This window comes from Parasulfuritortus cantonensis, assembly GCF_004337445.1.
Taxonomy (GTDB): Bacteria; Pseudomonadota; Gammaproteobacteria; order Burkholderiales; family Thiobacillaceae; genus Parasulfuritortus; species Parasulfuritortus cantonensis.
Genome location: NZ_SJZB01000039.1, coordinates 14,147 through 32,087 on the forward strand (window position 1 = coordinate 14,147; position 17,941 = coordinate 32,087).

A 17,941-nucleotide genomic window follows, 5' to 3' on the forward strand; every position below is an offset into this window, starting at 1 on the left:
AGTATATCCGAGGCCCGCCATGAACCTGGTTTCCTCCCACATTCCCGCCGGCTGGGCGGTCGCCCTCTGGCTGTTGCTGGCCGGGCTGTTCGTCGTCATGTGGCGCCAGGCGGCCTGGCGCGTGCTGAAGGCGCCCGGCAACCTGAACGTCCTGCTCGGCGCCACCGTCGCCCTGCTCGGCCTCTGGCTGATCAAGGCCGGCGTCCGGCCCGGCCTCAACATCCACCTGCTCGGCGCCACCGCCCTGACCCTGATGTTCCGGCCCTGGTTCGCCATCCTGGCCATGGCCCTGGTGATCGCCGGCCTGACCGTCCACAACGGCCAGTACGCGGCCTATCCCGCCAACGTACTGATGATGGGCGTGCTGCCGGTCTCGATCAGCTGGGCGATCTACCGCCTGGTCGACCGCAAGCTGCCCAACCACGTGTTCATCTACATCTTCCTGAACTGTTTCTTCGGTGCCGGCATCACCATCGCCCTGGTCGGCATCGCCTCGACGCTGATGGCCGGTGCGCTGGGCATCTACAGCTTCAACTACCTGCTCGAAAACTACCTGCCCTTCTACCTGCTCATGGCCTGGGCCGAGGCCTTCGCCACCGGCATGGTCATGACCCTGCTGGTGGTCTACAAACCGGAGTGGGTCGCCACCTTCGACGACCACCGCTACCTGGTTTCGAAGTAGCGGCCTGGGCGCCGGCGGGGCGCCCGCCCGGCTAAAGTTTCCCGGCCCGGTTCCGATATTGGGCGAGAATCGGGGGCATGGCCGCGACGCCCGGATGGAGGCGCGCCGCCATTCGAACCCCGGCTGACGAAACCAGAAGCTGACGGGTGAAGGAAGACAACATGTCGGATTTGCTGCGCCGTATCGACGCCCGCACCAAACTCGCCGGCGCGAACAAGTTGGAGATCCTGCTGTTCACGCTGGGCACCGACCTGAATACGCGACGCAAGGAAACCTTCGGCATCAACGTGTTCAAGGTGCGCGAGGTGATGCGCATCCCGGAGATCACCCGGGCGCCCGAGATGCCGCCGGCGGTCGAGGGCATGGTCAGCCTGCGCGGGGTCCTGGTCCCGGTGGTCGACCTGGCCAAGTACATCGGCATCTCGACCGACACCCCGCCGGCGATCATGATCGTCACCGAATACAACGGCCACACCCAGGGCTTCCTGGTCGGCGAGGTCGACACCATCCTGCGCCTGGACTGGTCCGAGATGCGCGTGCCGCCGGGCATGCTGACGGCGCGCATGGGCGGCCTGGTGACCGCGGTCACGGAATTGAAGGACAAGCGCCTGGTGATGATGCTGGACGTCGAGAAGATATTGTCCGAGACCACCAACTTCGACGACAGCCACCTGTTCACCAGCCTGGAGCCGCTGGCCAAGACCAACCGCACCATCCTCTATGCCGACGACTCCACCGTGGCGCGCAACCAGATCTCGCGCACCCTGGAGGCCCTCGGCGTGCACGGCATCGCCACCATCAACGGGCGCCAGGCCTGGGAGGAGCTGCAGAAGATCGCCGCCCAGTCCGAGGTGTCGGGCCGACCGGTCAAGGACTACATCCAGCTCGTCCTGACCGACGTCGAGATGCCCGAGATGGACGGCTACGTCCTGACCAAGCACATCAAGACCGACCCGCGCTTCGCCGGCGTGCCGGTGATCATGCATTCCTCGCTGTCCTCCGACGCCAACCGCAGCCTGGGCATCTCGGTCGGAGTGGACGAGTACGTACCCAAGTTCGAGCCGACCCGCCTGGCCGAAGTCCTGTCCCGCCTGCTGACCTGAGGCCGCCGCCATGAACCCACTGGACGCCCCGCAACTGCTCGATTCGATCGACGCCCGGACCAAGCTGGCCGGTTCCAACAAGATGGAACTGCTGCTGTTCACCATGGGTTCGCACGAGATATTCGGCATCAACGTGTTCAAGGTGCGCGAGGTTTCGCCCACCCCGCCCATCACCCTGACGCCCAACATGCCCTACGGCGTCGAGGGGGTCATCTCGCTGCGCGGCAGCATCATCCCGGTCATCTCGCTGATCAAGTTCATCAAGGGCGAACCCGCCTCCGACAAGCTGGGCGGGACCATGATCGTCACCGAGTTCTCCCGCCACACCCAGGGCTTCCTGGTCGACGACGTCGACCGCATCATCCGGGTCGACTGGGACAAGGTGAAGCCGCCCGAGAACATGCTGGCCGGCCAGGACGGTCTGATCACCGCCATCACGGAACTGGACGACGGCCGCCTGGTGTCCATCCTGGACGTCGAACGGGTGCTTGCCGAGGTACTCGGCGAGAAAGTGGTGCCGACGCTGCCCAAGGTCGACCCGCAACTCAACCTGACGGTGTTCTTCGCCGACGACTCCAGCGTCGCCCGCAAGGAGATCACCATGGTGCTGGACAAGCTCGGCATCAAGTACATCCAGGCCAACGACGGCCTGGAGGCCTGGACCAAGCTGCAGGGACTGGCCACGCGCGCGGCCGCGGAGGGCATCCCGGTGCGCAACCAGATCCAGCTCATCCTGGTCGACGCCGAGATGCCGGAGATGGACGGCTACGTATTGACCCGCAACATCAAGTCCGACAACCGCTTCTCGGGCATCCCGGTCGTCATGCACTCGTCGCTGTCCTCGGAGGCCAACCGGACCATGGGCCAGCGGGTCGGCGTCGACGCCTACGTCGCCAAGTTCGATCCGGCGGTCCTGGCCGATACCTTGCTCGCCCTGCTGAAACGCTAGTTACAATTCGGGCTATGGCAACCCACATGTTCAAGGATCCGCATGGCTGACAAGAACCTCAAATTCCTGGTGGTGGACGATTTCTCCACCATGCGCCGGATCGTGCGTAACCTGCTCAAGGAGCTGGGCTACACCAACGTCGACGAGGCCGAGGACGGCGCCGTGGCCCTACAGAAGCTCAAGGGCGGCGGCTTCCAGTTCGTCATCACCGACTGGAACATGCCCAACATGACCGGTATCGAGCTGCTCAAGGCGGTGCGTGCCGATGCCGGCTACAACCGTCTGCCGGTCCTCATGGTCACCGCCGAGGCGAAGAAGGAGAACATCATCGAAGCGGCCCAGAGCGGGGCGTCCGGCTACATCGTCAAGCCCTTCACCGCCGCCACCCTGGAGGAAAAGATGAACAAGATTTTCGAAAAGTTCGGGATGTGACGATGGCCATGCTTAGCACCCACCTTCATCTTTCGGCGCAGGCTCATATCGGCGCAGCCGATGTGAAGCCGCTTGGCGGCGGCCGCAGCCAAAAGATGAACAAGATTTTCGAAAAGTTCGGGATGTGAGACGGGGCGGACGACAGGAGACACACTCATGACCAGCGATACCCCGGAACTGGAAGCCCTGTTCGACAGCATCGCCTACGCGCCCGAGCCGGAACCCGCCGCGCCCGAGCCGAGTTCGGGTGACACGCCCGACCTGGAGGCCCTGTTCGACAGCATCGCCCAGGCCATGACGGAAGGCGGCGAGGACGGCGCCGGCGCGGCCGGCGCGGAAAAGGTGTTCGCGCGCCTGGGCCAGATGACGCGCGGCCTGCACGACCTGCTGCGCGAACTCGGCCTCGACCAGACCATCGCCAAGTTCGCCAACGAACTGCCGGACAACCGCGATCGCCTCAACTACATCGCGGCGATGACCGCCCAGGCGGCGGAAAAGACCCTGAATGCCGCCGAGGCCGCCAAGCCGATCCAGGAGGTCATCAGCCGGGAAGCCGGCGATCTGGCCGGGAAATGGGACCGCATGCTGGCCAAGCAGCTCGGCGTCGCCGAGTTCAAGGACCTGGTGCGGGACACCCACCGCTACCTGCATGCGGTGCCGGACCAGTCCGAGGCGGTCAACGCCAAGCTGATGGAGATCATCATGGCGCAGGACTTCCAGGACCTCACCGGACAGGTCATCAAGAAGGTGCTGGATGCGGCGCAAAAGCTGGAGAAGCAGTTGGTCGCCCTGTTGATCGAGACGACCCCAGAGGACAAACGCAGTGCAGTGCGACCCGACCTGCTGGAGGGCCCGGTCATCAACGCGGCCGGCCGTTCGGACGTGGTGACCAGCCAGGAACAGGTCGACGAGTTGTTGGAAAGCTTGGGCTTCTAGCCCGAGCTTCGGTGCAGACTCATGCACGGAGTACGTGATGTCGAAACCAAAGCTTGGGCTTCTAGCCCGGGCGGTGGCTCCGGCATGGCCCGGGCAACGACGCGAGGAGTGGAGAGATGAGCGATTTCGCGGGCATGGAGGAGTTGCTCCAGGACTTTCTCCTGGAGGCCGGGGAGTTGCTGTCCGGCGTCGACAACAAGCTGGTCGAGCTCGAAAAGCGGCCTGACGACAAGGACCTGCTCAACGACATCTTCCGGGGTTTCCACACCATCAAGGGCGGCGCCGGCTTCCTCAACGTCGACAACCTGGTCGCCCTGTGCCACCGCACCGAGAGCCTGTTCGACAAGCTGCGCAACGGCCAACTGAAGCTGAGTCCGGAGCTCATGGACGTGATCATGGACGCGACCGGCACGGTACGCGACATGTTCGGCCATCTCGGCCAGTCGGTGCAGCCGCCGCCGGCCGCAGGCACCTTGCTCGCCAACCTGGAGGCCGCAATCGCCGGACAGACGCTGGGCGGCCGCGCCGCCCCGGCGCCGGCTCCGGCCCCGTCGGCTCCGGCCCCGGCCCAGGCGGTTGCCGCGGCCGCCCCGGCCACTGCGGCACCGGCGCCCGGCATCGACGACATCAACTGGGATGCCTTGCACGCCGCCCTGACCGGCCTGCCGGTGCCCGCGCCGGGGCCGGCCGTCGCACCGCCCCAGGCGGTACCGGTCCAAGCGGCCGCGGCCGCCGAGCCGCACCCGAGCCGCCCGGTCGCCACCCCCGCGCCGCAGCAGAGCCTGCAGAAGGAAACCACGATCCGCATCGACACCGCCCGCCTCGACCAGGTCCTCAACCTGTCGGGCGAGATCGGCCTGACCAAGAACCGGATCAGCAACCTGAAGTCGCAGATCGTCCACGGCAACACCGACCCGGAGACCATCAAGGCGCTCGACCTGGCGGTGAGCCAGCTCGACCTGCTGGTGTCCGACCTGCAGAACGCGGTGATGAAGACCCGCATGCAGCCGATCGGCCGCCTGTTCCAGAAGTACCCCCGCCTGGCCCGCGACCTCGCCCGCCAGCTCGGCAAGGACGTCGAGCTGGTCCTGGCCGGCGAAGAGACCGAGCTGGACAAGACCATGATCGAGGACCTCAACGACCCCCTCGTCCACCTGGTCCGCAACGCGGTCGACCACGGCATCGAGTCGCCCGAGGAACGCCAGGCCGCCAACAAGCCGGGCAAGGCCATCGTCACCCTGTCGGCCAGCCAGGTCGGCGACCACATCTACATCGAGATCGCCGACGACGGCCGCGGCATGCGCCCGGACGTGATCCGCGCCAAGGCCGTGGAAAAGGGCCTGATCGACGCGGAGGCGGCCAACAGCCTGGACGACCGCCAGAGCCTGCAGCTGATCTTCCTGCCCGGCTTCTCGACCAAGGACCAGATCTCCAGCGTATCCGGCCGCGGCGTCGGCATGGACGTGGTGAAGACCAACATCAACAAGCTGAACGGCAAGATCGACATCGAGTCGATCCCGGGCCAGGGCACCACCCTGACCATCTCCCTGCCGCTCACCCTGGCCATCCTGCCGGTCTTGGTGGTGCGTCTGAACGACCAGTCCTTCGCGGTGCCGCTGTCCCTGGTGCGCGAGATCATCCCGATCAAGCCGAACGAGGTCCAGCGCGTCTCCGGCCGGGCCACCATGGTGGTGCGCGAGGAAGTCCTGCCGGTCCGCAGCCTGGCCACCCTGCTCGGCTGGCAGGCCCGGCGCAACCCGGCCTACGGCGTCCTCATGCACGCCGCCGACAACACCTTCATCCTGGCCGTGGACGGCTTCGTCGGCCGCGACGACGTGGTGATCAAGCCGCTCGCCGACATCAAGCCCAAGGGCATCGCCGGCGCGACGCTGTCGGGCGACGGCACCATCGTCCTGGTCCTGGACATGGAGGAACTGCTGACCAACACGCCGTCCGACACCCCGGGCGCGCTGTTCGCGAAGGCCGCCTGATACGCCGGTTATACATATACTGAATCTCCGACCCGCTCTCGTACTCCCGCTTCCATGAGCCAAGACACCTACCTGGCCCGGCAACCCATCGTCGACGGCAAACACAACCTGATCGGCTACGAACTCTTGTTCCGCAGTTCCTCGCAGGCCAGTTCGGCGGACATGGACGACAGCTACCGGGCCGGGCTGAGCGTCCTGGCCTCGACGCTGGTCGACATGGGCACCGAATGGCTGCTCAAGGGCAAGCTGGCCTTCATCAACATGGACCATCCGATGTTGATGAGCGAATTCGTCTCCCTGCTGCCGCCCGACAAGATCGTCATCGAGATCATCGAGACGGTCACCCCGAACGACGAACTCATCGCCCGGGTCGAGGAACTCAAGCAGGCCGGCTTCCGCTTCGCGCTCGACCGCTTCACGCCCAATACCGGCCGCGACAAGCTGCTGCCCCTGGTCAGCTACGTCAAGCTGGACACCGCCGAACTCAGCCGGGACAAGATCGCGGCCATCGTGCGGGTGCTGAACAAACTGCCGAGCGCCCGCCTGATCGCCGAAAAGGTGGAGACCCAGGACGCCTTCAACTGGTGCCAGCAGATGGGCTTCCACTACTTCCAGGGCTATTACTTCGCGCACCCGGAACACCTGATGGCGCGCGTCCTCAGCCCGGGCCACGCCACCCTGCTGCGCCTGCTCGACATGGTGCGCAAGGATGCCGACATCCGCGACATCGAAGCGGCCCTGAAGACCGACGTCGCCCTCACCTTCAAGCTGTTGCGCTACATCAACTCGGCCGGCTTCGGCCTGTCCTGCGAAGTGCAGTCGATCCGCCACGCGGTGTCGATCCTCGGCATGAAGCCGCTCTACCGCTGGCTGACCCTGCTCCTGGCCACGGCCGGCACGCACCCCGCCTCGCCCGCCCAAGCCCGCACCGCGATCACGCGCGGCCGCCTGTGCGAGTTGCTGGGCGCGCACAGCATGGCCAAGTCCGACCAGGACAACCTGTTCATCACCGGGGTGTTCTCGCTGCTCGAGGCGATGCTCGACACGCCCATGGACGAGATCCTCGATCGCCTGGTCATCTCCGAGGACATCGCCGAGGCGCTCCTGCACCGGGGCGGCCTGTACGGCCCCATCCTGGCCCTGGCCGAGGCCTGCGAGTCGCAGGACCCGGGCCGCATCGAGGACCTCGCGTTCAACCTGATGCTGACCCCGGAACAGGTCACCAAGGACCACCTCCAGGCCCTGGCCTGGATCGAGCAGATCGGCCTCGACTGAGGCCCGTTCAGACCAGCTCGGGGATCAGGGCCGCCTTCAGCACGACCTTCTGATCGCCGCGCCGGGTGCGGTTGGTCAGCCAGACCAGGCCACCCTTCTTGAGGGTGAAGCCACGCAGCTCGCCGAACAGCAGCATGGCGGCGACCAGGCCGAGGGTGGGCTGGTGGCCGACCACCACCACCGTACCGGAACTCTCCGGCCAGCCCACGGCGTGCATCAGGTCGGCCGGGTCGGCGCCGGGCTGGATCGCCTCGACGGTCTCGAAGCGGCGGCCGAGGCCGGCCGCCGTCTGTTGCGCCCGGGCGGCCGGGCTGACCATCACCCGGGCCTCCTTGGTCAGGCGGGCGTCGAGCCAGCCGCCCACGGCCACGGCCTGCTTGCGTCCCTTGGAGGTCAGCTCGCGCGCCATGTCGTCGGCGCCGTCTTCGGCTTCGGCATGCCGCCAGAGGATCAGGTCCATGGCCGCCGCGCTCAGTCGTTGTCGCCGTCGAGCAGGCCGCCGAAGCCGCCCAGGATCGACCCTTCGCCGACCTGGCGGTTGCCGGTCTGGGGTGCCGCGGCGATGATGCGGTTGGCCAGGCGGGAGAACGGCAGGGTCTGCAGCCAGACCTTGCCGGGCCCGGTCAGCTTGGCCAGGAAGAGGCCTTCGCCGCCGAACAGGGCGGTCTTGATCTTGCCGACGTACTGGATGTCGAAATCGACCGAGGGCTGCAGCGCCGCCACGCAGCCGGTATCGACGCGCAGGGTCTCGCCCGGGGCCAGGGTCTTCTCGGCCAGGGTGCCGCCGGCGTGGAAGAAGACCATGCCGTCGCCCTCCAGCTTCTGCAGGATGAAGCCCTCGCCGCCGAAGAAGCCGGCGCCCAGGCGCTGCTGGAAGGCGATGCCCAGGCTGACGCCCTTGGCCGCGCACAGGAAGGCGTCCTTCTGGCAGATCAGGGTGCCGCCGATCTGGCCGAGGTCGATCGGCACGATCTTGCCGGGATAGGGGGCCGCGAAGGCGACCCGTTTCTTGCCCTGGGCCTGGTTTTCATAGACGGTGGTGAACAGCGACTCGCCGGTGAGCAGGCGCTTGCCGGCGCCCATCAGCTTGCCCAGCAGGCCGGACTGGGAGGCCGAGCCGTCGCCGAACACGGTCTCCATCTCGACGCCGTCCTGCATGAACATCATCATGCCGGCTTCGCCGACCGCGGCCTCGCCGGGGTCGAGCTCGATTTCGACGTACTGCATGTCGTCGCCGAAGATGTCGTAGTCGATTACATCCATTGCCATGTTGGAAATCCTTTCAATTCGACTGGCACGTTACGGGATCCCGGTTGCAGGCCGGTTACACCGGCAGGAGCACGAACGACGCCACGTTCTGGATGACCCGGTTGATGGCCCGGTTGTTCTTGTCCTCCATGATCAGCCCGAGCAGGTCCTGCTCGGCGATCAGCTTGCCGAACTCGCGCTCGAAGCTGAGGTTCTGGCCCTCCTCGCCGGTGGCGTTGCTGAGCAGGAACAGGCTGCCGTCCGCCTTCCGGGCGTGGCCCAGCTTCCAGACCGCGGTCTCCAGGTTGCGGGCGCTGTTGTACAGGCTCTGGGCGCTCAGCTCGTCGGTCATATAGAACTGCGTGTGATGGTGGTAGCTGGCCATCACCATCACGGTCAGCGCCAGCATGTAGGCGTGCACCCGGTCGCCGGCGTAATTCTCGTTGAAGGCCAGGCGCAGCGATTCCGCCCAGTCGACCCGGCTGACCCCGGAGGTCTCCCAGTTCGCCATGGCGCTGAAGATGGCGGCGGCCGCCCGTTCCGGGTTGTCGTAGCCGGCCTTGCGGTGCTCGGCCGGATTGCGCCGGTACAGCTTGAGGGTGAGCCGGCGCAGGCCGGCGACCACCTCGCGCTGGGTCAGCTCGCAGACCATGTCGATGTCGGTCTTGGCCAGGTTCTCGATGGTAAACGGCCGCTCCGACGGCGATCCGCTCTTGCGCTGGATGGCGTTGTCGGCACAGCCGGCCAAGAGTACGGCGGCGGCGACGAGGAAATAGACCCGGGGAATGCGGTGCGGCATGGTGTCGCATTCTATCCATTAATGAGCCGGACCGCCCACAGCCCTATAGTGGATGATTTTATTATTAACAAACAGGCACTTATAAGCGCATAAAAATATCGAAAAACTTTATTTGCAAATAAATAAGTTGGATTAGGAGGGGGGGTTCACGTGCTATCCTGCCAGCCCACTCGGTAGTCCGAACCTCCCAAACTATTATCCTAAGGAGCCAGCATGTCCCGTCTCGTGAACCCCCACGGTGGTGGCGAACTGAAGCCTCTCCTGCTCGAGGGTGACGCCCTCGCCGCCGAGAAGGCCCGCGCCCAGTCCCTCAAACAGGTCAAGATGTCCTCGCGCGAGACCGGCGACCTGATCATGATGGGCATCGGCGGCTTCACCCCGCTGGACGGCTTCATGACCCATTCCGACTGGCTCGGCATCTGCGACGGCTACAAGATGGCCAACGGCCTGTTCTGGCCCATCCCGGTCACCCTGTCCACCGACGACGAAACCGTCAAGGCCGGCGACGAAGTCGCCTTGGTCAGCGACGAGGGCGAGATCATGGGCACCATGAAGATCACCGAGAAGTACGAGATCGACAAGGCCCATGAGTGCATGCAGGTCTACAAGACCACCGACGACGCCCACCCCGGCGTCAAGATGGTCATGGCCCAGGGCAAGTACAACCTGGCCGGCCCGGTCAAGGTGCTGTCCGACGGCGGCTTCAAGGCCAAGTACGGCGAGCAGTTCATGACCCCAGCCGAGACCCGCGCCAAGTTCGAATCCATGGGCTGGAGCCGCGTCGCCGCCTTCCAGACCCGCAACCCGATGCACCGCTCCCACGAGTACCTGGCCAAGATCGCCATCGAAACCATGGACGGCGTCCTGGTCCACTCCCTGCTGGGCGCCCTGAAGCCGGGCGACATCCCGGCTGAGGTCCGCAGCGAGGCCATCGCCACCCTGGTCGAGAACTACTTCGCCCCCAACACCGTGATCCAGGCCGGCTACCCGCTGGACATGCGCTACGCCGGTCCCCGCGAAGCCCTGCTGCACGCCCTGTTCCGCCAGAACTACGGCTGCTCGCACCTGATCGTCGGCCGCGACCACGCCGGCGTGGGCGACTACTACGGCCCCTTCGACGCCCAGAAGATCTTCGACGAGATCCCCAAGGGCTCGCTGGAGACCGTCAACATGAACATCGACTGGACCTTCTGGTGCAAGAAGTGCGGCGGCATGGCCTCCCAGCGCACCTGCCCGCATACCAAGGACGACCGCATCCTGCTGTCCGGCACCAAGGTTCGTTCCATGCTGTCCGAAGGCCAGGACCTGCCGGTCGAATTCAGCCGTCCGGAAGTTGCCAAGGTCCTGCAGAAGTACTATGCCGGTCTGAGCGCCGAAGAAAACGTCAAGGTCGAGTTGAAGGGCCATTCGGCCGCTTAATCACGATAAGGGGCCGGACCGCGTGCCGGCCCCAACGTATTTGGAATTTCGGCCCCCCGGAAGCGGAATCGCGATACGCCCCGGCCAAGGTTGGGGACCGGAGTCTGAATGGACCGCGGCAACCGCGGATTGTTAGCTAACAAGGAGAGTAAGTAATGCCTACCTACGTTCGTACCGACAAGTGCGACGGCTGCAAGGGTCAGGACAAGACCGCCTGCATGTACATCTGCCCGCACGACCTGATGAAGCTGGACAAGGATGGCTCCGAAACCGGCCACGCCATGCGCGCCTTCAACCAGGAACCCGAGCAGTGCTGGGAGTGCTATTCCTGCGTCAAGATCTGCCCGCAGCAAGCTATCGAAGCCCGTCACTACGCCGACATCGTCCCCCTGGGCGGCCAAGTTCAGCCTCTGCGCGGTTCCGACTCCATCATGTGGACCATCAAGTTCCGTAACGGCACCCTGAAGCGCTTCAAGTTCCCGATCCGCACCACTCCGGAAGGCTCCATCGATCCCTACGGCGGCAAGCCCTCTGCCGACATCGCGAAGATTGCCGAAAACGGCTTCTTCAACCACATGGAGCAGAACGGCTACCGCGTCGGCAACCCGGCCGAGCTGATTCGCAAGTAATTCCGGTTTAACGAAAGGTAATAAGAATGGCTGATTTTGCTAATCCCGAAGTTGTCCAGGAGGAAGTTGACATCCTCCTGATCGGTGGTGGTATGGCCTGCTGCGGCGCCGCCTACGAGATCGTCCGCTGGGCCGAAGCCGCCAAGGCTTCCGCCGGCGTGGACCTGAAGATCAAGCTGGTCGACAAGGCCGCCATGGACCGTTCCGGCGCCGTCGCCCAGGGTCTGTCCGCGATCAACACCTACATCGGCTCCGAACAGGATCCCGCCGACTACGCCCGCATGGTCTCCAACGACCTGATGGGCATCACCCGCGACGACCTGGCCTATGACCTCGGCCGTCACGTCGACGAGTCCGTGCACCTGTTCGAAGAATGGGGCCTGCCGATCTGGAAGACCGACCCCGCCACCGGCGAGCGTCACGACGGCGCCCAGGGCATGACCCCGCTGAAGGAAGGCGGCAAGCCCGTGCGTTCCGGCAAGTGGCAGATCATGATCAACGGCGAATCCTACAAGTGGATCGTGGCCGAGGCCGCCAAGAAGGCCCTGGGCATGGACCGCATCCAGGAACGCGTCTTCATCGTTCGCCTGATGAACGACAAGAACGACCCGAACCGCATCGCCGGTGCCGCTGGTTTCTCCACCCGCGAAAACAAGATCCACATCTACAAGGCCAAGGCCATCCTGCTGGCCGCCGGTGGCTGCGTGAACATCTTCCGTCCGCGCTCCGTCGGTGAAGGTACCGGCCGTGCCTGGTACCCGGTCTGGAACGCCGGTTCCACCTACTCCATGGCTGCCGAAGCCGGCGCCGAGCTGACCATGATGGAAAACCGCTTCGTGCCCGCCCGCTTCAAGGACGGTTACGGCCCGGTCGGTGCCTGGTTCCTGCTCTTCAAGTCCCAGGCCACCAACGCCTTCGGCGAAGTCTACATGGCCAAGAACAAGGAGATGCTGAACGACTATCCCCCGTACGGCCAAGCCGCCGTGCCGGCCTCCTGCCTGCGTAACCACCTGATGCTGAAGGAAATGCAGGAAGGTCGCGGCCCGATTTGGATGGATACCGTCACCGCCCTCGCCAAGCTGCGTGAGACCCTGTCCCCGCGCGAAGTGAAGCACCTCGAAGCCGAAGCCTGGGAAGACTTCCTGGACATGTGCGTCGGCCAGTGCGGCATCTGGGTTGGCGAAAACATCGAGCCCGAGAAGAAGAACTCCGAGCTGATGCCGACCGAACCGTACCTGCTCGGCTCCCACTCCGGCTGCTGCGGCATCTGGACCTCCGGCCCGACCGACGTCGGCGCGCCCACCAGCGAAGCCCTGCCCGGCGCCCCCGCCCACCTGCCGTCCGGCTGGAACTGGGGCTACCGTGGCATGACCACCGTCAGCGGCCTGTTCACCGCCGGTGACGGCGTTGGCGCTTCCGGCCACAAGTTCTCCTCCGGCTCCCACGCCGAAGGCCGCATGGCGGCCAAGGCCATGGTGAAGTACTGCCTGGACAACAAGGACCTGAAGGTCGAGTTCGCCGAAACCGCCGAAGAGCTGGCCGACGCGATCTGGAAGCCGGTCCGCAACTACATGGAGTTCAAGGACTACACCACCGCCATCGACGTCAACCCCAACTACATCACCCCCAAGATGCTGCAGTTCCGCCTGCAGAAGATCATGGACGAGTACGTTGCCGGTGTCGCCACCTACTACAAGACCAACACCGTCATGCTGGGTGTGGCCGAGCAGAAGCTGGAGATGCTGAAGGAAGACGCCCAGAAGATGCGTGCCAAGGACCTGCACGAACTGCTGCGTGCCTGGGAAAACTACCACCGCATCCTGACCGCCGAAGCCCACATGAAGCACATCCAGTTCCGCGAAGAGAGCCGCTACCCCGGCTTCTACTACCGGATGGACTACAACATGGTGGACGAGGAAAACTGGCACTGCTTCGTCAACTCCATCTACGACAAGAACACCAAGAAGTGGACCTGCTTCAAGCGTGCTCACGTCGACCTGGTCGACAAGTCCAAGCTGTTCAAGCCCGCCGCTCACTAAGCAGCAGGCTCTAAGCTGAAAGGCCGGGCGCTCACAAGGCGCCCGGTTTTTTTCTAAAAACCCTTTCTTTGTCAGCGCTTTAGCGCCAAGACGAGAGGGCGCGTTATCCGCTAGAATGCCCGCCTTTCCGCCTTTGCGTTTGCCACCGTCAACGACGTGACAGGTCGATGCTTCACCTGGAGTACCCCATGCAAGACTACGACGCCCAATTCAAGAACCTGGCCGAGGACGCCCCGTTCGACCAGAGCCCGGTCATGCCCAACATGCTGGACGGCGACACCCAGCTGCAATTCCGCTGCCACCGCGGCGTGAAGTGCTGGAACGCCTGCTGCAGCAACATCGACATCACCCTCACCCCGTACGACATCCTGCGCCTGAAGAACCGGCTGGGCATGTCCTCGGGCGAGTTCCTGCAGAAGTACACGGTGCCCTACGAGATCGACAAGGACGGCACCCCCGGCGTCAAGCTGCGCAGCGTCGACGGCGGTACCGCCTGCCAGTTCATGGTCGAGGAAGGCTGCTCGGTCTACGAGGACCGCCCCACCGCCTGCCGCTACTACCCGGTCGCCCTGCTCTCGGTGCGCAACTCGGACGAATACGTCGACCGCCTGTCCTTCGCCCTGGTCCAGGAAAAGACCTGCTTCGGCCACCAGGAGCCCGACACCCAGACCATCGACCAATACCGCCAGACCCAAGGCGCGGTGGAGTACGACGAGAAGGGTCGCGGCTGGCGCCAGCTGATCCTGAAGAAGAAGTCCGCCGGCCCGGCCATCGGCAAGCCGCCGGCGATCACCAACCAGTTGTTCTTCATGGTCAACTACGACCTCGACCGCTTCCGCGCCTTCGTGATCAGCGACTCCTTCAACAAGACCTACGACATCCCGGTTGACCAGATGGCCGAACTGGTCGCCGACGACGAAAAGCTGCTCCAGTTCGGCACCGACTTCCTGCGCCACGTCCTGTTCGGCGAGAAGACCCTGACCGAGCGGGAAGGCGCCTACGAGGCCCGGACCGAACGCCTGAAGGCCAAGGCCGAAGCGATCCGCGCCGAGTTCGAAGCCAACCGCGAAAAGATCGAGGACGAGAAGTATTGCGCCCCCCCCGGCCAGCCGGGCGACTGTGGCTGCGGCTCGGAGTCCTGAACGGCAAGACGTAGAAGAAAGGCCCGCGCTACGGCGCGCGCCTTTTCGTTGCTGCGCCCGCGACCGTGAATCAGACCACCTCGATTACCGGCCGCGAGGCGCACGAGGGGGAGGCCGGGTGGTTTCCGGCGCATAGCCGGGGCTTCTCCAGGAGAGGCCGGACGCCACAAACGGGAGCCTCGCCGCAGTCCCACCCTTACGGCCCACCCTCGCATGTCCAAATGATGCGTGACTCGAAATCAATGGTATTGGGGCCAGCGCTACATCCACCCACTTCCGGCGCATCACGGTCGGACTCGGCATAGCCGAGAATCCATTGTTTTGTTCTCGAATGCCACATAAGCGTTGCCTGGTCAATGAGACCGCTCGGGATCGGGCCGTATGGTTTCGGGTTTATAACGGTGATCTGGTTCCCACGAACGACAACCCGTACCGGGAAACCAGGTGAATGCGGGAATTCAGCATCGCGATGCTGAAAGATGTATTCGCCCGACTTGATCGGCAATACGGGATCCGATTGCGCCTGGCCGCTCAGCGTTGCGACTGCAAGACAGATACTTGCTGCACCTTGTTTCATGATTTTCAAACCTAAAGTGTATCGGCGTCCGGAATGCCGAACGCGGACAGGTGAGCTCTCCGGTGACAGGCCAAAACCAAGGCGATTGGCTTCGCCATCTCTGTCAACACCAGTGAGGGGGCCGACCGTGCTCTTGGTTGGGAACCACGGATTCTATGCAATCAATCCGCTAACCGGCCTTCTCTGGCGGCGTGGTCATGGCACGTCCATACTCAGCCAACGCACGCTGAAGCTGCATTGACACAGACGCAGCCCGCCGAAAAAGTGAGGAAGGCAGACATATCGCCGTGTAGCGGGCAATTTCATGACGTCAACCAAAGTTGATTCATAGCCTTCACCTCTCCCTTATCCTTCATGAAGGCCCAGCGCCGTGCTCAACCGAGCGTTAGGAGCACATCGAATAAGTTTTCCGAGTGTCGCACTCTGTCATTAGGAGAAATAACGCTGGGACGCATATTATAAAAGCACCGACCCAACCCGGAAGCGGAAGCACTGGCCCAAGGACTTCAACTTCCGCGTTAGTTGTCTGCTACCCGTCGTTCATAATGCCTGCCGTTGGCCCGCGATCGGCAAGTCGGCTACCACCGCCCCATGGCAGGAGTACCTTCCGTTTCAAACTGGCGCATGCACGGCGAGGCAATGCGCTCTTATCAACAGGCCGCGCATCAAAGTGTCCATGGTCAGATCAGTCTTGTTGATGTGCTTGTTCGGCACCCATGCCGGTCTCGCGACCGCGCATGCGGCGGCGGCGGAGACCTTGAATATGACGAAAGACGACGTGGCATCGGCGCCTGAAGGCCCACGGATGATGGCGAGCCGCATCGCTCCGGCGCGGGTGACGCCCATCGACGTCAATGGAATCCGCTATGAAGCGGTGTGGGGGGCCCTCGGCCTTTTCCGGGCCACCGAGGTCAAGACCGGCAAGGTCTTGTGGGAACTGACCCTGTATCACTACCGGTACGACGACCGGCTTGAACGCGACGTCCAGGACGTGTTCGTCTCCGCCATGGCGAAGGAGAGCCCTTCGACCATCCTGGTCACGGACGAGCGGGCGACGGTGTACCGGGTCGATCTGGAGAAGATGACGTCGCGGATAGCCAGATGGCCGGTCGGCGTGAAACTGGTCGCCCGGGAGCCGCTGACCGTCGAGTTGGTGATCGCCAACGATACGGACCGGACCGTGAAGTTCGACAAGCCCAGCATCGGGTTTGGCGGGCGATTGAGCAACGACCTGTTTCGCGTCCAGGCCGACGGCGTCGAACTGCCGTACGGCGGGATGATGCTGAAGCGGGCGCCGCCGGGTGATTTCCTGACCCTGAAGCCGTTGTCGGAATTCCGCGTCAGGCTGGACCTGTCCGCGGATTACGCGGTGCCCGCAACGGCGAAGAAGATCGAAGTCCGCTTCGCGCATGCCAATCATTTCTCGCCGGACGATTTCCAGCTCTATTCGCCGATCCCCTTGGTCATCCGGTGACGCGCCGGCCGGCGCCCTCGTTGCCCGGCGGCACCACAGCCTGGCGGCTCCCGGGCCGGCTGCCCCGACTGCCGACGGGCGTGCACGCGGTCAGTCGCGTACCTGGATCAGCTTGCCGCTGTCGGTGAGCAGATAGATCCAGCCGTCCGGCCCCTGGCTGACGTCGCGGATGCGTTCGCCCAGGTTGGCGAGCAGGCGCTCCCGGCCGACTTCCCGGCCGCCGGCCAGCTGGACGCGCCAGAGCGCCTTGCCGGCCAGGGCGCCGACGAAGATCTGGCCGCGCCATTGCGGGAAGCCGCCGCCGGTGTAGAAGATCATCCCGCACGGGGCGATCGACACCGGCACCCAATAGCTGACCGGCTCGACGTAGTCGGGGGCATGGCGGCCGCCGCCCAGGCGGCAGGCGGCGCCGACCGGGTCGCCGTAGTTGCAGCCGTAGCTGACCCGTGGCCAGCCGTAGTTGCCGCCCGGCACGATGCGGTTGATCTCGTCGCCGCCCTGGGGACCATGCTCGCTGATCCACAACTCATCGGTCCCCGGCCGCAGGGCGGCGCCCTGCGGGTTGCGATGGCCATAGCTCCAAATCTCCGGACGCGCCCCCGGGATGGCCGGGTTGCCGGTCGGCACGGAGCCATCGCGGTTGATCCGGATCACCTTGCCCAGGCTCGTGGCCAGGTCCTGGGCCGGGGTGAATTTCTGGCGCTCGCCCAGGGTCACGAACAGGGTCTTGTCCGGACGGAACACCAGGCGGGACCCGAAATGCCCGGCCCCGGCGACCTTGGGCTGCTGACGATAGATCACCCGGATGTCGCGCAGGGCGCCGTTCTCCAGTAGGCCGCGCGCCACGGCGGTGCCGGCCAGGCCCGTCTCGGCACCCCGGCCGGGCTCCGAGTAGGTCCAGTAGACCCAGGGCGTGGTGGCGAAGTCCGGGTCCAGGGCGACGTCGAGCAGGCCGCCCTGGCCGGCGCTGGCCACCGCCGGCAGGCCGGTCAGCGTCGTCTCGACCGTCTTGCCGTCGCGGCTCAGGATGACCATGGTGCCGGCCTTCTGGGTCACCAGCAGGCGGCCGTCGGGCAGGAAGACCATGCCCCAGGGCCGTTGCAGCCCGCTGTTCAGGGTGACCGTGCGCAACGCGCCCGCCGGGCTGCCGCTGCCTGCGCCGCAGGCGGCCAACAGCAGCAGCGCCGCCGCCATCAGCAGGCCGAGCCCGCCGCGTATCCGTACCGCCATGTCCGCCTCCGTGCGC

Annotated in this window: 18 protein-coding genes; 13 read left to right on the forward strand and 5 right to left on the reverse strand. The window is 64.9% G+C overall.

Annotated elements, in window-relative coordinates:
* Nucleotides 1-19: 19 nt before the first annotated feature.
* The 8 genes from EZJ19_RS10260 to EZJ19_RS10290 all read left to right on the forward strand — a co-directional run bounded on the left by EZJ19_RS10260 (nucleotide 20) and on the right by EZJ19_RS10290 (nucleotide 7,368).
* The gene (locus EZJ19_RS10260; protein ID WP_131447259.1) at nucleotides 20-682 is read left to right on the forward strand and encodes an energy-coupling factor ABC transporter permease; all 663 of its coding nucleotides are present in this window, start codon (nucleotides 20-22) and stop codon (nucleotides 680-682) included.
* A 161-nt stretch (nucleotides 683-843) separates the two neighbouring features.
* Nucleotides 844-1,785: a chemotaxis protein gene (locus EZJ19_RS10265; protein WP_131447261.1), complete on the forward strand. Its 942-nt coding sequence runs from the start codon at nucleotides 844-846 to the stop codon at nucleotides 1,783-1,785.
* A 10-nt stretch (nucleotides 1,786-1,795) separates the two neighbouring features.
* Nucleotides 1,796-2,734 (forward strand): chemotaxis protein, encoded by a 939-nt coding sequence (locus EZJ19_RS10270; protein ID WP_131447263.1) that lies wholly within the window; start codon nucleotides 1,796-1,798, stop codon nucleotides 2,732-2,734.
* A 42-nt stretch (nucleotides 2,735-2,776) separates the two neighbouring features.
* A complete protein-coding gene (cheY, locus tag EZJ19_RS10275) occupies nucleotides 2,777-3,166 on the forward strand; it encodes a chemotaxis response regulator CheY (RefSeq protein ID WP_131447265.1) in 390 nt (129 codons plus the stop codon).
* 2 nt (nucleotides 3,167-3,168) lie between these two features.
* Nucleotides 3,169-3,294 (forward strand): hypothetical protein, encoded by a 126-nt coding sequence (locus tag EZJ19_RS16635; RefSeq protein ID WP_276320109.1) that lies wholly within the window; start codon nucleotides 3,169-3,171, stop codon nucleotides 3,292-3,294.
* A 28-nt stretch (nucleotides 3,295-3,322) separates the two neighbouring features.
* Nucleotides 3,323-4,102 (forward strand): protein phosphatase CheZ, encoded by a 780-nt coding sequence (gene cheZ, locus EZJ19_RS10280; RefSeq protein ID WP_131447267.1) that lies wholly within the window; start codon nucleotides 3,323-3,325, stop codon nucleotides 4,100-4,102.
* Between the two features lie 116 nt (nucleotides 4,103-4,218).
* Nucleotides 4,219-6,093: a chemotaxis protein CheA gene (locus EZJ19_RS10285; RefSeq protein WP_131447269.1), complete on the forward strand. Its 1,875-nt coding sequence runs from the start codon at nucleotides 4,219-4,221 to the stop codon at nucleotides 6,091-6,093.
* Between the two features lie 54 nt (nucleotides 6,094-6,147).
* Nucleotides 6,148-7,368: an EAL and HDOD domain-containing protein gene (locus EZJ19_RS10290; protein ID WP_131447271.1), complete on the forward strand. Its 1,221-nt coding sequence runs from the start codon at nucleotides 6,148-6,150 to the stop codon at nucleotides 7,366-7,368.
* A 7-nt stretch (nucleotides 7,369-7,375) separates the two neighbouring features.
* Here the strand turns inward: EZJ19_RS10290 and EZJ19_RS10295 are convergent, their stop codons facing one another.
* Genes EZJ19_RS10295 through EZJ19_RS10305 form a run of 3 tightly spaced genes read right to left on the reverse strand, consistent with a single transcriptional unit; the run spans nucleotide 7,376 to nucleotide 9,415 of the window.
* A complete protein-coding gene (locus tag EZJ19_RS10295) occupies nucleotides 7,376-7,828 on the reverse strand; it encodes a SixA phosphatase family protein (protein WP_131447273.1) in 453 nt (150 codons plus the stop codon).
* Nucleotides 7,829-7,839: 11 nt separating this feature from the next.
* Nucleotides 7,840-8,637, reverse strand: a complete 798-nt coding sequence (locus tag EZJ19_RS10300) for a TIGR00266 family protein (RefSeq protein ID WP_131447275.1) — start codon at nucleotides 8,635-8,637, stop codon at nucleotides 7,840-7,842.
* 55 nt (nucleotides 8,638-8,692) lie between these two features.
* Nucleotides 8,693-9,415, reverse strand: coding sequence for a hypothetical protein (locus tag EZJ19_RS10305; protein WP_131447277.1), 723 nt, complete (start codon nucleotides 9,413-9,415; stop codon nucleotides 8,693-8,695).
* 213 nt (nucleotides 9,416-9,628) lie between these two features.
* On the opposite strand from EZJ19_RS10305, the gene sat reads away from it, so the two are divergent.
* The 4 genes from sat (at nucleotide 9,629) to EZJ19_RS10325 (ending at nucleotide 14,644) form a co-directional block, all read left to right on the forward strand.
* Nucleotides 9,629-10,834, forward strand: a complete 1,206-nt coding sequence (gene sat / locus EZJ19_RS10310; protein WP_131447279.1) for a sulfate adenylyltransferase — start codon at nucleotides 9,629-9,631, stop codon at nucleotides 10,832-10,834.
* Nucleotides 10,835-10,989: 155 nt separating this feature from the next.
* Nucleotides 10,990-11,463 (forward strand): adenylyl-sulfate reductase subunit beta, encoded by a 474-nt coding sequence (gene aprB, locus EZJ19_RS10315; RefSeq protein WP_131447281.1) that lies wholly within the window; start codon nucleotides 10,990-10,992, stop codon nucleotides 11,461-11,463.
* Between the two features lie 26 nt (nucleotides 11,464-11,489).
* Complete coding sequence (gene aprA, locus EZJ19_RS10320) at nucleotides 11,490-13,502, forward strand: adenylyl-sulfate reductase subunit alpha (protein WP_131447283.1); 2,013 nt, start codon at nucleotides 11,490-11,492, stop codon at nucleotides 13,500-13,502.
* Between the two features lie 188 nt (nucleotides 13,503-13,690).
* Nucleotides 13,691-14,644, forward strand: a complete 954-nt coding sequence (locus EZJ19_RS10325) for a YkgJ family cysteine cluster protein (RefSeq protein WP_131447285.1) — start codon at nucleotides 13,691-13,693, stop codon at nucleotides 14,642-14,644.
* Nucleotides 14,645-14,840: 196 nt separating this feature from the next.
* Here the strand turns inward: EZJ19_RS10325 and EZJ19_RS10330 are convergent, their stop codons facing one another.
* Nucleotides 14,841-15,221 carry a hypothetical protein gene (locus EZJ19_RS10330; protein ID WP_131447287.1) on the reverse strand — a complete coding sequence of 127 codons (381 nt, stop codon included), beginning with the start codon at nucleotides 15,219-15,221 and terminating at the stop codon, nucleotides 14,841-14,843.
* Nucleotides 15,222-15,924: 703 nt separating this feature from the next.
* Between EZJ19_RS10330 and EZJ19_RS10335 the strand changes: the two genes are divergently transcribed.
* The gene (locus EZJ19_RS10335; RefSeq protein WP_131447289.1) at nucleotides 15,925-16,695 is read left to right on the forward strand and encodes a hypothetical protein; all 771 of its coding nucleotides are present in this window, start codon (nucleotides 15,925-15,927) and stop codon (nucleotides 16,693-16,695) included.
* Between the two features lie 90 nt (nucleotides 16,696-16,785).
* Here the strand turns inward: EZJ19_RS10335 and EZJ19_RS10340 are convergent, their stop codons facing one another.
* The gene (locus EZJ19_RS10340) at nucleotides 16,786-17,925 is read right to left on the reverse strand and encodes a PQQ-dependent sugar dehydrogenase (protein WP_131447291.1); all 1,140 of its coding nucleotides are present in this window, start codon (nucleotides 17,923-17,925) and stop codon (nucleotides 16,786-16,788) included.
* Nucleotides 17,926-17,941 lie beyond the last annotated feature (16 nt).

Coding starts and splice junctions, on each gene's coding strand:
- EZJ19_RS10260 (WP_131447259.1), top strand. CDS start 20: ATGAACCTGGTTTCCTCCCACATTCCCGCCGGCTGGGCGGTCGCCCTC.
- EZJ19_RS10265 (WP_131447261.1), top strand. CDS start 844: ATGTCGGATTTGCTGCGCCGTATCGACGCCCGCACCAAACTCGCCGGC.
- EZJ19_RS10270 (WP_131447263.1), top strand. CDS start 1,796: ATGAACCCACTGGACGCCCCGCAACTGCTCGATTCGATCGACGCCCGG.
- cheY (WP_131447265.1), top strand. CDS start 2,777: ATGGCTGACAAGAACCTCAAATTCCTGGTGGTGGACGATTTCTCCACC.
- EZJ19_RS16635 (WP_276320109.1), top strand. CDS start 3,169: ATGGCCATGCTTAGCACCCACCTTCATCTTTCGGCGCAGGCTCATATC.
- cheZ (WP_131447267.1), top strand. CDS start 3,323: ATGACCAGCGATACCCCGGAACTGGAAGCCCTGTTCGACAGCATCGCC.
- EZJ19_RS10285 (WP_131447269.1), top strand. CDS start 4,219: ATGAGCGATTTCGCGGGCATGGAGGAGTTGCTCCAGGACTTTCTCCTG.
- EZJ19_RS10290 (WP_131447271.1), top strand. CDS start 6,148: ATGAGCCAAGACACCTACCTGGCCCGGCAACCCATCGTCGACGGCAAA.
- EZJ19_RS10295 (WP_131447273.1), bottom strand. CDS start 7,828: ATGGACCTGATCCTCTGGCGGCATGCCGAAGCCGAAGACGGCGCCGAC.
- EZJ19_RS10300 (WP_131447275.1), bottom strand. CDS start 8,637: ATGGCAATGGATGTAATCGACTACGACATCTTCGGCGACGACATGCAG.
- EZJ19_RS10305 (WP_131447277.1), bottom strand. CDS start 9,415: ATGCCGCACCGCATTCCCCGGGTCTATTTCCTCGTCGCCGCCGCCGTA.
- sat (WP_131447279.1), top strand. CDS start 9,629: ATGTCCCGTCTCGTGAACCCCCACGGTGGTGGCGAACTGAAGCCTCTC.
- aprB (WP_131447281.1), top strand. CDS start 10,990: ATGCCTACCTACGTTCGTACCGACAAGTGCGACGGCTGCAAGGGTCAG.
- aprA (WP_131447283.1), top strand. CDS start 11,490: ATGGCTGATTTTGCTAATCCCGAAGTTGTCCAGGAGGAAGTTGACATC.
- EZJ19_RS10325 (WP_131447285.1), top strand. CDS start 13,691: ATGCAAGACTACGACGCCCAATTCAAGAACCTGGCCGAGGACGCCCCG.
- EZJ19_RS10330 (WP_131447287.1), bottom strand. CDS start 15,221: ATGAAACAAGGTGCAGCAAGTATCTGTCTTGCAGTCGCAACGCTGAGC.
- EZJ19_RS10340 (WP_131447291.1), bottom strand. CDS start 17,925: ATGGCGGTACGGATACGCGGCGGGCTCGGCCTGCTGATGGCGGCGGCG.